Source organism: Burkholderia sp. SIMBA_051, assembly GCF_046534915.1.
Lineage (GTDB): Bacteria > Pseudomonadota > Gammaproteobacteria > Burkholderiales > Burkholderiaceae > Burkholderia > Burkholderia ambifaria.
This window is the reverse complement of record NZ_JAWRXS010000012.1, coordinates 18123-30739: the sequence shown is the minus strand read 5'-3', so window position 1 is coordinate 30739 and position 12617 is coordinate 18123. Positions and strand designations below refer to the sequence as shown.

Sequence of the window (12617 nt, the reverse complement as noted above, 5' to 3'; positions counted from 1 at the left end):
AACGGCGCCGCCGCCATGCGCCGTCGCGCACTCGCGCGACGAAGCGCGCCGGCGAGCCGGTGTCGTCGAGACAGCCGGCGCCGATGGTGCGTGTCACGCACGTTGGCGGCTTGCACACGTCGCTGATCGTCAGCGTCCCCTGCTCAAGCGATCCATCGGTCGCTACACGGTCGAGCGCCGCCAGCGATCGCGGTGATCTCGACGCTGTCGTCGGTGCGGCCGATGTGGAGAAAAGAGTTCGTAGCGCATCGCGCGCAGGCGCGCGGGAAAGCCAGCCAGGACGCTGGCCATCTGCCGGTGCAGGCGGTCGAATTCGCCCAGCAGATTTGTGCTGAAGAAAAGATCGCTCATGACTGGCTCCTTGAAACCGGAGGCCTCTCACGAGGAACGAACCGGACCACGCGCTCCAGTTCGCCCGTCCGTGGAAAAGCTCCGCCGACAAACAAATCGAAACACGCAGCGCTTATCGCGACTGCCTGAGCGATGCATAAAATAGCGCAAGCAACGGAAATTTCAAGGGGCCCTGCAACATGTCATCCGGGAGGCTTCATGGTCCTTTTCGATATGCTTCGGGAACAGATGGACAGCGTGCGCATGCCGCTCTTTGCCGTCACGGTCACGGCGGCCGCACAGGTCAATACCCCGCTCTTCGCGATACTCCACTGGCATGGATTCCGGCGCGCGACACCGCTCGTGCTGCCCGGCATCGAGATTCCGCCACGGCCGGTTCCGGGCTCGGCTTTCCAGATCGATACACCTTGGCACAGCCTCGAGACCGTCGATGCCATGCTGCTCGATGCCGCGTGGCAATCCGGCGCATGGGATGTCGAGCGCGTCGAGCGGCGCGGCTGCAACGTGATCGGCGCCAGCGCTGCCGAGGCGCTCGCGTGCCGTCAGGCGTTCGGCGACTATGGCGAGAACGCGGCCGCCCCCTCGCAGCTTCTCGTTGACGAAACCGATCGCGACGAGCTGATGCAACTTGCCGCGCGCCGAGGCTACGTGCGTTGGCTGTTCCGGCCCGTCAAGGGCGGTGTGTGGCGCACGCTCGACGAGCCGGACGACACGCTCGACGCCGATGGCGGACGCGAGCCGCCCTGTCCTGTGCCGCCTGTGCCGCGTCGCGCGAATGGACGCGGCCGCACGGTTTACCGCCTCGGTACGGTCCGTCGCATACTGCTGCCGCGCTGAAACAATTTGTTACAAAGAGGCGTTTTGACGCCTCTTGAAGGGCGCGATGGGCGCCTCTATTTCGCATTCCGCCAGACAGTGGTGCGGCTGCCCGGCGGCGACTCTTACGTGTGAGGACGCCCGGCAACCGGATTCCTTTTTCGTGAACCTTCAATCGCTCAGGAGATGAGAATGCAGATTCGTCCCCTCTACGACCGGGTTATCGTCAAGCGAATCGAGACGCAGCGGACGACGGCCTCGGGCATCGTGATCCCCGACTCGGCCGCGGAAAAGCCCGAGCAGGGTGAAGTCGTCGCGGTCGGCAGCGGCCGGCTGCTGCAGGATGGAACGCTGCGCGCGCTCCAGGTGAAAGTCGGTGACCAGGTTCTCTTCGGCAAATACGCAGGCCAGACCGTCAAGGTCGATGGCGACGAACTCCTCGTCATGCGTGAGGAAGACGTGATGGGTGTCCTCGAGTCCGATACCGGCGCGTCCCGCAAGGCCGCCTGACATCCTGAGCCGGTCGCGAACACCCGACGGGTGGTTCGCGCCGCGTTGAGTCAACGACTACTATCCGGAGCAACAACATGAGTGCAAAAGACGTCAAATTCCATGACAGCGCCCGCGCCCGCATCGTCAAGGGCGTGAACGTGCTCGCCGATGCGGTGAAGGTGACGCTCGGGCCGAAAGGCCGCAACGTGGTGATCGAGCGCAGCTTCGGCGCGCCCACCATCACGAAGGATGGCGTGTCGGTCGCGAAGGAAATCGAGCTGAAGGACCGCTTCGAAAACATGGGCGCGCAGATCGTCAAGCAGGTCGCATCGAAGACGGCCGATGTGGCCGGCGACGGCACGACCACGGCCACCGTGCTCGCGCAGGCGATCGTGCAGGAAGGCATGAAGCACGTGGCCGCCGGCATGAATCCGATGGACCTCAAGCGCGGCATCGACAAGGCCGTGGCAGCCGTGCTCGACGAGCTGCGCAAACTGTCGAAGCCGATTTCCACGAACCGCGAGATCGCGCAGGTGGGTTCGATCTCGGCGAACGCCGACGAGGCGATCGGCAAGATCATCGCCGACGCGATGGAGAAGGTCGGCAAGGAAGGCGTCATCACGGTCGAGGACGGCAAGTCGCTCGAGAACGAGCTGGATGTGGTCGAAGGGATGCAGTTCGACCGCGGCTACGTCAGCCCCTACTTCATCAACGATCCGGAGAAGCAGGCCGCGTATCTGGACGACGCGCTGATCCTGTTGCACGACAAAAAGATTTCGAACATCCGGGATCTGCTGCCGGTTCTCGAGGCGACCTCGAAGGCAGGCAAGCCACTGCTGATCGTCGCGGAAGACATCGACGGCGAAGCGCTGGCCACGCTCGTGGTCAACGCGATGCGGGGCATCCTGAAGGTCGCGGCCGTCAAGGCGCCCGGTTTCGGCGACCGGCGCAAGGCCATGCTGGAGGACATCGCGATCCTCACCGGCGCGACCGTCATCTCGGAAGAAACCGGCAAGCAACTGCAGAAGGCGTCGCTCGAAGATCTCGGCAGTGCGAAACGTGTCGAGGTCCGCAAGGAAGACACGATCATCATCGACGGCGCGGGCGATCAGGAGCGCATCGAGGCGCGCGTGAAGTCGATCCGTACGCAGATCGACGAAACCACGAGCGACTACGATCGCGAGAAGCTGCAGGAACGCGTGGCGAAGCTCGCCGGCGGTGTGGCCGTCATCAAGGTGGGTGCTGCCACCGAAGTCGAGATGAAGGAGAAAAAGGACCGCGTCGACGATGCGCTGCACGCCACGCGCGCGGCGGTCGAGGAAGGCATCGTGCCGGGCGGTGGCGTGGCGCTCCTGCGCGCGCGTTCGACGGCGACGAGCCTGAAAGGCGCGAACAGCGATCAGGACGCCGGTATCCAGATCGTGCTGCGCGCGCTCGAGGCACCGCTGCGCGTGATCGCGTCGAATGCCGGGGACGAGCCTTCCGTCGTCATCGCGAAGGTGCTCGAAGGCAAGGGCAACTTCGGCTACAACGCGGCCACCGGCGAGTATGGCGATCTGGTCGAGGCCGGCGTCGTCGATCCGACCAAGGTCACGCGTACGGCACTGCAGCACGCCGCATCGATTGCCGGGCTGATTCTGACGACGGATGCAACGGTTGCCGATGCGCCGAAGGACGAAAAGCCTGCGCAGGCACCCGCGCCGGAGCTCGAGTACTGACCTGCGGGTCTTGCACGCGCCGGCTAACAGTCGCGGCCGGCGCAACGCGTTCGGCGCCGCAAGTCGTTCCCGTCATGCGGCGCCGCTTTTTGTGGTGGAAGCGGCCTTGACGTCCTCACCCGCCTAAAGGCGGAGGATTCCCACACCTGGCGATGCACGTCCGCATCGGAGAATGTTCAGCGCAGCGTTGATATCACGATCATGCACGACACCACAGCCACTGCAGGCCCACTCTCTTATTCGCAGTCCCGCGATACCTTTCGGCCGCGTCGTGCTGTCTTTCGATCCGCACGCCGAACAGGACTGGGTAGAACCGCTTTCGTCGACTTCCTCGAACGTGGCTCCGTGCGCGATCGCTTTGTAGCGGAGCTTGTTTCGGAAGGACGACCAGGACGCGTCGTAGACGCTTTTCGCCATCCTGGTTCTGGCGAGCTTCGCGGCCGACACGTTGCCGACCGCGAGGTAATCGAAACGCCGCACCAGATCGAGCGCGAGCTTATGCTGGAAATCGGCACGGGCATTCGCCACCTTGGCGTGCAGCTTCGCGATATGCCGCTTGTGCTTTCGCGCCCGTTGCGCTTTCGCCAGTTTCTCCGCCGCGCGTCGGCCGAATCGGTCATTGGGCAGCTTCTCGCCGGTCGAAAGTGTGGCGAAGTCTTTCAGGCCGAGATCGATGCCAACACCGGAACGGATCGGGCGGGCCTGCACATCGGGCATCTCGATCACGATGTTGAGAAACCAGTTGCCGCGTGCATCCTGCGCAAAGTTGGTCCCATCCTTGATCTTGCCTTCGGGAAGCGCCCGGCTGTTGAACACGCGAAACGTGTTGCCGGCAAAGCGGAACGCGTCACCCTCGCGCTTCAGGTCACGGCCCTTCAATGGCACCCAACCGAGCGATTTCTTGCCGCGATAGCGCAGGTAGGGCCGACGGTGCTGACTGCGCGACTTCGCGTATTGCTCGCATGTTGCGTTGATCGTGCCGGAGTGGATGCCGAGCGCCTTGCTGCTCCCCGTCGTCAGCACGTTCAGATCGAATCCCGTCGGCCACTTCTTGCTCCACTTGAGCGCATGCTTCTGCGTGTCATTGCAGAAGTTCCAGACGTAGTTCACCGCACGGCTCTGCTTGTTGAGCAGTCCGTTGAGCGACTTCACCCGGTAGCGGTAGACAAGGATCATGCCGGTGATCCTAACCCGTGGAAGAAGCTGCCTGTCAACAGCACGCCTTTCCTTCCCGCCATCCGCCCCGAAGGAAGTCCCCTTGGGTGAAATGGCGGGGTTTCTCGGAGCAAATTCTGATGAAACTGAAGCTGAACATCGATTCGAAACCGCTGGACGTCGATATCGACGACGTCGTGGCTGGACTGCTGGCGGTCCGTCTGGATTTGCCCGCCAACGCCGATCACCAGGACGCGATCACCCGTTATCTCAGCGAGAAGGGGGCGCCCTGGATACTCGACGAGGAACACATGCGTCGACGCATCCTGCGCCGGCTGATTCTCGATATCGCCGACCCGGCACTCGTGATTCGTTATCTGATGGCGGACGAGTGAACCGGGCGCGTCGGTTCCGACGCGCGGTGCGTTACATCAGCCGATATCGATCGTGCGGCTCGCGAACTTGGCCGGTTCCGATTTCGGCACGGTCAACGTGAGGACACCGTTGTCGAACTTTGCCAACGTGTGCTCGGGGTCGGCGTTTTCCGGCATCGGGATCGTGCGCGTGAAGCTTCCATGCGCGCGCTCCAGCCGGTAGCAGCCGTTTTCCTCACTGTGCACGTCCTGCTTTTTCTCGCCGCGCAGCACGATTGCCCCTTCCTCGACGCTCACCTTCAGATCGTCGCGCTCCATGCCGGGCAGTTCGGCGGTCACGCGCAGCACCGGCCCTTCGTCGACGACGTCGATGCGCGGCTGGAAACGCGATGAACTGAAGTCGCCAAACCAGCGCTCGAGCGCGCCGCGGCCGGCAAACGGGTCATGAAAGAAGTCCTCCATCGCACCCCATGATTCGCGCGAGAACAGGCGCGAAATGTCGGGCCACGACGCGCGCCATTGCTCGCTGGCCGACGCGTTTTCCGGGCCTTCCGCATCGGACTTGCGGGGAGCGCCGCGAAGAAACTTGAAGGGATTCCACTTTTTCGGATCGGTGTTCATGGCGTGCTCCGATTCAGCTTCAACTGGTTTGAGCCGCGGGCAGCGCAGCGGGTACCGAGCGAGGCACCCCGTGCTGCACCGCGGCAGCCGACGCATCAGCTGGTCTTGATTTCGATGCGTCGTGGACGCGCTTCGTCGCGGCGCGGGATCGTCAGCTTCAGCACGCCATCCTGGAGGCTCGCCTCGATCCTGGACGTATCGAAGTCGGCCGACAGCGTGAACGTGCGAGCGAAATGCGGCTCACGGATCTCGGCATGCTGCACCCGCAGGTTTTGCGGCGTCGGCACCATTGCCTCGGCCTCGATCAGCAGGCTGCTGTCGTGAACCTTGACGTCGAGCTTGTCCTTCGTGACGCCGGGCAAATCGGCCCATAGCGTGACGCCCTGGCTGTCCTCGTAGACGTCGACGGCCGGCACGAGTGTCATGCGGCGCACCGGCTGTTCGGTTCCGCGACGGGCAACGGCAGAGGAATCCCGTTCCGCCAGCTGGGTAGTGTCTTTCATGATCGGCTCCTCGTATTACTGGACGGTGATGGCGCGCGGCTTGGACGATTCGCGCTTGCCGATGCTGATCGACAGACAGCCGTTTTCGTAGCGCGCCTGAACCTTGTCGGGATCGGCGGTTTCGGGCAGCTCGATGACGCGCCGGAACATCCCGCTAAAACGCTCCTGCGCATAGGTGCGCCGCTCGCTGTCCGTGTCGGGCTGCGACGATTTGCGCTCGCCGCTGATGGTCAAGAGCCCCTTGTCGATCGACACGTCGAACGCGCCGGCCTCGACGCCGGGCGCGAACGCGACGATCTCGATCGAATCGTCTGTCGCGCCGATATTGACCTGCGGGAACGTGCCGAAACGGCTCGCGCGGATGCTGGACGGGAAACCGCCGAAGAGTTGCGCCATCTGCTGCTGCAGGCGGTCGAACTCGCTGAAGAGGTCGGTTCCGAAGTAGAGATCGCTCATGATCACATCCTCCTCGATGCAGCATGGAGGCGAACGGGCCTACGCGCTCCAGTTCGCCTGCCACCTTGCTGGCAAACAAATCGAAACACGCAGCGCGCGGAGTGAAGCGGCCCGCGCGTCTGCCTGAGCGAAACTTAAGATAGGTATTCTGCGGAAAATTTCAAGGGGATGGTGGGCCGTTTTTTGCATCCGGATTTTTGCTGCGGCGCCCATGCGCGTCGGGCCCGACATACTTTCTTCCGACCATTATCCGTGCCAGATCTCAGCGGGCATTCGGTCGCATCGATGAGTCCGTACCCAAAGCGGAGAAAACTCAGCCCCAGCTCGAATTCAACATGACACTGCACAGATCGACGCGGACGAATCCCGGATCCTTGTGCGCGAGGAAGTCATCGTTGAAGGTGCCGAACGTCGTGCCCGGGCGATGCTTCATGCCGTCGTAGAACGCATCGATCATCTTGTTGGCAAAGTCGGCGCCGCGCGGATAGGCGTCGACCACCGCGGCGCGTTGTTCGTCGGTGAACTGCTCGAAGCCGCGCCCTGCCACGTCCATCCCCGCGCCCGCTTGTACCAGCGCGATTTCTCCATGCATGTGCTCCGGAATGCCGGGCGTCGTGTGGAGCGCCACCGCTGTCCACACCCTCTCGATGTCTGCCTCGCTGATGCGATGGCTTCGCAGGAAATCGCGCGCCGCATTGGCGGCGTCCACTTCGAACCGAAGCTGGCTCTCGTGATAGATCGACGTCAACCCGATGTCATGAAACATGGCCGCAACGTAGAGCAACTCGCGATCGAACGCGATGTTGTTTCGTGCGCCGAGCAGCGCACCCCACAGGTAGACGCGAGTCGAGTGGTTGAACAGCAAATCGCCCTCGGTATCGCGAATGAGTTGCGTGACCTCGCGGGCCAGCTGGCTGTCCGGGATCACGGCGTTGATCGATTCATTCGTCTGCACGGTATCTTCCTTCATCTGTTCGCTCGATTTCGTGTGGCTCGCCTGCCCCATCGCGTAGCATTCGGGCCGGGACCGATTGGCTGCGGCCACGGAGAAAAGCTACGCTTCTCCCGGGGCATGCAACAGTCCCAAGATCGACACATTCGAATGCACCATCGACACATGACGACGCTTTCCATTGGCCTGGATCACTCCAGACGCACGTCGCTGTCCGCGCAGATCTACAGCGCGATCCGCGACGCGATCGAGTCCGGCAAGCTTGCTTCGGGCGCGCGGCTGCCTTCCTGGTCGGATCTGGCCGCCCAGCTCGGCGTATCGCGGGGCACCGTACGCGCCGCTTACGAGCGTCTGATCGACGAGCAATTCGCGATCGGCCTCGGCGCGGCCGGCACGCGGGTCGCAGAGCGTCCGGCCGTGCCGATCGCGGCCGGCTGGTCGCCGGAAGCGCCGCCCCTGCCGGATCTGTTCGACGCGTTCGGCGCGGCGCCTCGCGCGTTTCAAATGGGCGTGCCGTCACAGGACGCGTTTCCGTTCAAGCTGTGGTCGCGCATCCTGGCGCGTGCGGCGCGCCGGGCCTCCGCGGCGCCGGTCGGCTACCCCGATCCGCGCGGCGAGCCGGACTTGCGCCGGGAAATCGCCGCCTATCTGGGTGTCGCCCGCGGTCTTCGCTGCAGTCCGTCGCAGGTCTTCGTCACGGCCGGTTTCTCAGGCGCACTGAGCCTCGCGATTCGCGGGCTCGGAATCGAAGGCCGGCAAGCATGGATCGAAGACCCCGGCTTTCCGCTCACGCGCACCGCGCTCGGGCTGGCAGGCATGACCGTGACGGCCGTGCCGGTGGACGCCGACGGCCTCGATGTGGAGGCAGGCATCCGGCAGGCGAAGGAAGCGGCGCTTGCCGTGGTCACGCCCGGCCAGCAGGCGCCGCTCGGGATGACGATGTCGCTCCCTCGGCGGATTGCACTGCTCGCCTGGGCCCAAGAAAACGATGCGTGGATCGTCGAAGACGACTACCTGAGCGAGCTGCAGCTGAGCGGCCGGGCAGCGCCCGCGCTTGCGTCGATCGATCAGGACGGACGGGTTCTGCACGTCGGCAGTTTCAGCAAGACGATCAGCCCGGCGCTGCGTCTTGGCTTTCTCGTGGTGCCGCCGGACATGACGCGCCGCTTCGGCGATATCGCGGCGTGCCTCGCGCCCGCGCCGGCGGCGTGCATCCAGCACGCCGTCACCGAGTTCATGCATGGCGGGCACTATCTTCGCCATTTACGTCGTATGAAACGTCTCTACGCATCGCATCGGGAGGCGCTGCTTAGTTGTCTGAAGGAACTGGGCTCGAACGCGATCCAGATCCGGGCCACTGCCGGCATGGCGGTGGTGACGACGCTGCCCGCGGAGGTGTCGGATGTCGATATCGCGTTGCGGGCACGCGCGTTCGGGCTGGCCCCGGTCCCGCTTTCGCCGTGGTACACGGGCACGCCGCGGCAGCAGGGCCTGCTGCTCGGCGTGACGAACCTGACCGAACGCACGCTCGCCACCGACTGTTCCCGCCTGCTGGAGCTCGTTCGCGCGGGCCCCTGACAGGCCGGCAAGCGCGGCGCCGCCATTGCGTCTTGGTACAACGAAAATGTTCATTCCTGGTGCTTTCGGGTGTCCGCGTCCCACACCACAATGGGCGAACATCAACGAGCCAGACGACCATGAACCTTCAGTCCTTTGCAGTTGCCGCCTGCACCAGCATCGCCTTGTGCATCGCGGTGCCGGCCGCGGCACACGGCGCCGGTGAAACCGTCACGCCGAACTTCCAGCATGCGATTCCCAACATTCCCGGGAAGTCGCTGACCGCCGTCGTCGTCGACTACGCACCCGGCGCCGCATCGCCGGCGCACCGGCATGCGGGCTCGGCTTTCATCTATGCGTACGTCGTGTCGGGCGACATCGAGTCTCAGGTGAACGACGGCCCGAAGCGCGTCTATCACGCCGGAGAAAGCTTCTTCGAGGAGCCCGGCGCCGTTCATCGCGTGAGCCGCAATGCGAGCGAATCGCGGCCCGCCAGGTTACTCGCGGTATTCGTCGCGGACAGCAACGACACGGTCCTGACCACCCCGGTCAAGTAAATCCCCTTCATCAAGGAGTTACGTCATGAGCAAGCGTCTCGATTACAACCAGATTGCGCCCGCGGGCGTGAAGGCCCTGGGCGGCGTGTATGGTTATGTCATGCAGAGCGGGCTGTCGCCGGTTCTCGTCGACCTCGTCTACCTTCGCGTGTCGCAGATCAATAACTGCGCGTACTGCCTCGACATGCACACGCGCGACCTGCTGAAGAAAGGCGTGAAGGTTGAAAAGCTGGCGCTGGTGCAGGCGTGGCGGGAGGCCGGCAATCTATTTGACGAACGCGAGCGTGCCGCGCTGGCATGGGCCGAGTCGGTGACGCTGGTCGCGGCGACCGGTGTACCGGATGACGCCTACGACGCGGCGCGCGCCGTATTCGATGAACGCGAGATCGTCGACCTCACGATTGCAGTCAGCCTGATGAACACCTACAACCGTATGGCGATCAGCTTCCGCAATACGCCGCAGGCCGTGCTGGAGCAGTAATGTTGGCCGCAATGTGAAGGCCGACAGCCGATAGTCGCAGGATGCCCGTCATCCTGCAATCCTCTCTACAACAACGACAATTGGCCCGACGCGGTTGCGCGAGCGTCGTGTTCGCTTTCCTGTGCCGGTGGGCCCGGGCGGTCCGCGGACTGCATGTTTCCATTGCGCGCCGCATTCCCACCGCCCGGCTGATACTTGCGCGCCCACGCGATGCCAAGCACATCGGACGAGAACACAACACCCGGCGCAATCTGAACAAGCTCGCTCATTGGCGGCGCTTCCTAGGCGGACTGAATGTCGAAGTGAGCAGCGGCATAGCGCGCACTGCAATTCCACACTTCAGCGGCATTCCGTGTGAAGGTGGCCCATCCATTCTCGACGATCAACTCGGCGTCCGGAAATACGTCGCCGTGTCCCATCGCCCTGGCCGCAAAGATCGTCCGCTCGCGGCACGTCGCCCGGTATTTTCCATCGGGGAGCGTTGACGGCATCGGACTCAACCGCCGACTCCCTTCACTGCTCGATCAAAAACCGGTCACGGTTCTTTGCGCCTGCAATCCAATGCGGCGGCTTGCCGCGGCCGCTCCACGTCGCGCCCGTTTTCGGATCGCGATACTTCGGTGCGACCGGCGCGCGGGTGGCGCCCGACGAAGCGGCACGACGTCGCCCGAAAAGCTGGTCGGGCGTGATGCCATATTCGGCAATCTGCTCACGCATCGTCGCGATAAGGCTTTCCAGTTCGGCGAGCCGCGCTGCTTCCGCTTTCTGTGCCAGCGCTTCTGCCTGTGCTTTGAGTTCGAGGTAGGTAGCCATGGATATGAAAGGATTCCTTGAAATGTGGGAAGTGGCTCAACAGCCCTTTATGTCGTCGCGAAAGGCCGTCGACTACACCGTCGGCATTATATTCGCGACATTGACGACAATCGATAGCGATCGATTTCCGCAGTATGCCCTATCGTCTTTATATAAATCAAACTGAAAACCGGAAGCGGCGTCGTAGTTTTATAGGAATATCCGCTTTCGCGCCGCGCAAGCGATCGGGTCGCGGGGTGTCCACGGCCGGAGATTGCGAGGACTGCAACGGAACGAATTACGGTGACGACGCGTGAATTGGACCGGTTCTAGGTCATTCAACGGCGGATGGGAGACGCAAGCCGTGACGTGCAACGCAACGGCTTGAATTGACCATGCGGCATGGCTCGCCGGCTGATGGGCCGGCTGCCGGAATGCGGAGTTCAAGATTTCGTATCGGGACAGTGTGCCAACCTCGTCACTGTCCCAAGCCGAGAAGCCGCTTAGTCGCGCGATCGCGCGATCGTGCTTTCGTCACGCCTATCCGCATCAAGGTGCGGCGATCAGCGCCTGGACCAGATTGGCGGCCATCGGGCGCCCGAGGCCGGTCACGTAGTCGTATCCAGTGGTCGCGGTGCAAAGCGTGCCGCACGCGCCGTTCGAGCCGCTGACAATGTCGCGGAAGTTCGTCGCGGAGGCGCTCGACGCAAGCCCGTACAGCACGGTGTGGATCGCGCCCACCGCGTTCAACGTCGTCTTGCCGCGCGCGATGCGCACGCTGTTCGCAATCGCGATCAACGCGGACCATTGCGGCGCACCTGCACTCGTGCCGCCGACGACGAACCAGCCGCTCTGCCCCGCATAGCCGTACGAATCGTAGATCGCGAAGCCGGACGCCGGGTCGGCGTGATAGGCGACGTCGGGCACGCCGCGCAGCCCGAGGCTATCCGACGGTATCCCGAGGTTCGACTGATACGTCGGCTCCGGCTCGATGGCGCTCTGTCCGCCGCCGCTGCCCGCCCACGCCGTTTCGCCGGCATAGGCGCCGCCCGCATCGGTCGCGATCGACGTGCCGCCGACGCTCAGCACATACGGCGACGCGGCTGGGTAGTCGATCCCATTGCCGCCGTCACCGGACCCGGCGACGAACGACACGCCGTTCGCGCTGGCGAACTGTCCATCGAATTGCGTTTCGGCCAGGAATTCGGGGGTGCCCCAGCTGATCGACACGACCTTCGCGCCGGGGCCGGCGGGAGCCGGCGTCGTCGCGAGCGCGATCGCGCTCATCAGGTCGTCGAGCGAACTCGATGCGGCTTCGACCAGCACGATCCGCGCATTCGGTGCGATCGCGTGCGCCCACTGCACGTCGAGCGAGCTCTCGAGCGCCCACAACGCGTCGGGTGGCGGCGGACGCTTGTCCGGGGTCGCGTAGATCTTCGTGAAGCAGCGCGGGGACGCGCACGGCGGCAGGCCGAACGTGCTGCTGAACAATCGCAGGTCCGCTTCGATGTTCGGGTTGTCGTACGCATCGACGATCGCGATGACCTGATCGTCGCCGCCATAGCCGCGCGCCGGCAATTGATCGAACCCGTAGAAACTGCGGATCCGCTGCGGCGACAGCCCGACCGGGTTCCGTTTCGCAGGCCCGTGCAGATGGAGCGGCGGCCGCGCGAACGCGTGCGGGGCCCGCGGCGCGTGCTGCGCGAACGACACGCCGAACGTGAGCGCGACGCTCGCCGAGACGAGCGTGCGCAGCGCACGCATGAACGAAGCTCGTTTCATGGTGTTTCCC

General features: G+C 64.0%; 16 protein-coding genes. 8 read left to right on the top strand and 8 right to left on the bottom strand.

Features of this window, described 5'->3' with window-relative positions; translation table 11 throughout:
- Positions 1 to 162: 162 nt before the first annotated feature.
- Positions 163 to 351 carry a hypothetical protein gene (locus tag SB771_RS26470; RefSeq protein ID WP_244096857.1) on the bottom strand — a complete coding sequence of 63 codons (189 nt, stop codon included), beginning with the start codon at positions 349 to 351 and terminating at the stop codon, positions 163 to 165.
- A gap of 198 nt (positions 352 to 549) precedes the next feature.
- Between SB771_RS26470 and SB771_RS26465 the strand changes: the two genes are divergently transcribed.
- From SB771_RS26465 to groL, 3 genes are all read left to right on the top strand, one after another.
- Positions 550 to 1188, top strand: a complete 639-nt coding sequence (locus SB771_RS26465) for a diguanylate cyclase (protein WP_175705141.1) — start codon at positions 550 to 552, stop codon at positions 1186 to 1188.
- 171 nt (positions 1189 to 1359) lie between these two features.
- Positions 1360 to 1677 (top strand): co-chaperone GroES, encoded by a 318-nt coding sequence (gene groES / locus SB771_RS26460; protein ID WP_006759515.1) that lies wholly within the window; start codon positions 1360 to 1362, stop codon positions 1675 to 1677.
- Between the two features lie 77 nt (positions 1678 to 1754).
- Positions 1755 to 3377, top strand: coding sequence for a chaperonin GroEL (gene groL / locus SB771_RS26455; RefSeq protein WP_175662126.1), 1623 nt, complete (start codon positions 1755 to 1757; stop codon positions 3375 to 3377).
- Positions 3378 to 3500: 123 nt separating this feature from the next.
- Here groL and SB771_RS26450 read toward each other — a convergent pair whose 3' ends face one another.
- A complete protein-coding gene (locus SB771_RS26450) occupies positions 3501 to 4553 on the bottom strand; it encodes an RNA-guided endonuclease InsQ/TnpB family protein (RefSeq protein WP_175662127.1) in 1053 nt (350 codons plus the stop codon).
- Between the two features lie 119 nt (positions 4554 to 4672).
- Between SB771_RS26450 and SB771_RS26445 the strand changes: the two genes are divergently transcribed.
- The gene (locus SB771_RS26445) at positions 4673 to 4927 is read left to right on the top strand and encodes a hypothetical protein (RefSeq protein ID WP_175662149.1); all 255 of its coding nucleotides are present in this window, start codon (positions 4673 to 4675) and stop codon (positions 4925 to 4927) included.
- 36 nt (positions 4928 to 4963) lie between these two features.
- On the opposite strand, the gene SB771_RS26440 is transcribed toward SB771_RS26445, so the two are convergent.
- The 4 genes from SB771_RS26440 to SB771_RS26425 all read right to left on the bottom strand — a co-directional run bounded on the left by SB771_RS26440 (position 4964) and on the right by SB771_RS26425 (position 7456).
- Positions 4964 to 5527: an Hsp20/alpha crystallin family protein gene (locus tag SB771_RS26440; protein WP_175662150.1), complete on the bottom strand. Its 564-nt coding sequence runs from the start codon at positions 5525 to 5527 to the stop codon at positions 4964 to 4966.
- Positions 5528 to 5622: 95 nt separating this feature from the next.
- On the bottom strand, positions 5623 to 6030 hold the full coding sequence (locus SB771_RS26435; RefSeq protein ID WP_105831526.1) for an Hsp20/alpha crystallin family protein: 408 nt from the start codon (positions 6028 to 6030) through the stop codon (positions 5623 to 5625).
- A gap of 15 nt (positions 6031 to 6045) precedes the next feature.
- A complete protein-coding gene (locus tag SB771_RS26430) occupies positions 6046 to 6486 on the bottom strand; it encodes an Hsp20/alpha crystallin family protein (protein ID WP_006751146.1) in 441 nt (146 codons plus the stop codon).
- A 313-nt stretch (positions 6487 to 6799) separates the two neighbouring features.
- On the bottom strand, positions 6800 to 7456 hold the full coding sequence (locus SB771_RS26425; RefSeq protein WP_175662128.1) for an HD domain-containing protein: 657 nt from the start codon (positions 7454 to 7456) through the stop codon (positions 6800 to 6802).
- 147 nt (positions 7457 to 7603) lie between these two features.
- Between SB771_RS26425 and SB771_RS26420 the strand changes: the two genes are divergently transcribed.
- The 4 genes from SB771_RS26420 (at position 7604) to SB771_RS26405 (ending at position 10518) form a co-directional block, all read left to right on the top strand.
- Positions 7604 to 9016: a PLP-dependent aminotransferase family protein gene (locus SB771_RS26420; protein WP_175662151.1), complete on the top strand. Its 1413-nt coding sequence runs from the start codon at positions 7604 to 7606 to the stop codon at positions 9014 to 9016.
- Positions 9017 to 9135: 119 nt separating this feature from the next.
- Entirely contained in the window at positions 9136 to 9552 is a 417-nt protein-coding gene (locus SB771_RS26415; RefSeq protein ID WP_175662129.1) for a cupin domain-containing protein, read from the top strand.
- 25 nt (positions 9553 to 9577) lie between these two features.
- On the top strand, positions 9578 to 10033 hold the full coding sequence (locus SB771_RS26410) for a carboxymuconolactone decarboxylase family protein (RefSeq protein ID WP_126224658.1): 456 nt from the start codon (positions 9578 to 9580) through the stop codon (positions 10031 to 10033).
- Positions 10034 to 10074: 41 nt separating this feature from the next.
- Positions 10075 to 10518: a hypothetical protein gene (locus SB771_RS26405; RefSeq protein ID WP_175662130.1), complete on the top strand. Its 444-nt coding sequence runs from the start codon at positions 10075 to 10077 to the stop codon at positions 10516 to 10518.
- 28 nt (positions 10519 to 10546) lie between these two features.
- Here SB771_RS26405 and SB771_RS26400 read toward each other — a convergent pair whose 3' ends face one another.
- Positions 10547 to 10846 (bottom strand): H-NS family nucleoid-associated regulatory protein, encoded by a 300-nt coding sequence (locus SB771_RS26400; protein ID WP_011661253.1) that lies wholly within the window; start codon positions 10844 to 10846, stop codon positions 10547 to 10549.
- 528 nt (positions 10847 to 11374) lie between these two features.
- Complete coding sequence (locus SB771_RS26395) at positions 11375 to 12607, bottom strand: S53 family peptidase (RefSeq protein WP_175662131.1); 1233 nt, start codon at positions 12605 to 12607, stop codon at positions 11375 to 11377.
- Between the last annotated feature and the right edge of the window lie 10 nt (positions 12608 to 12617).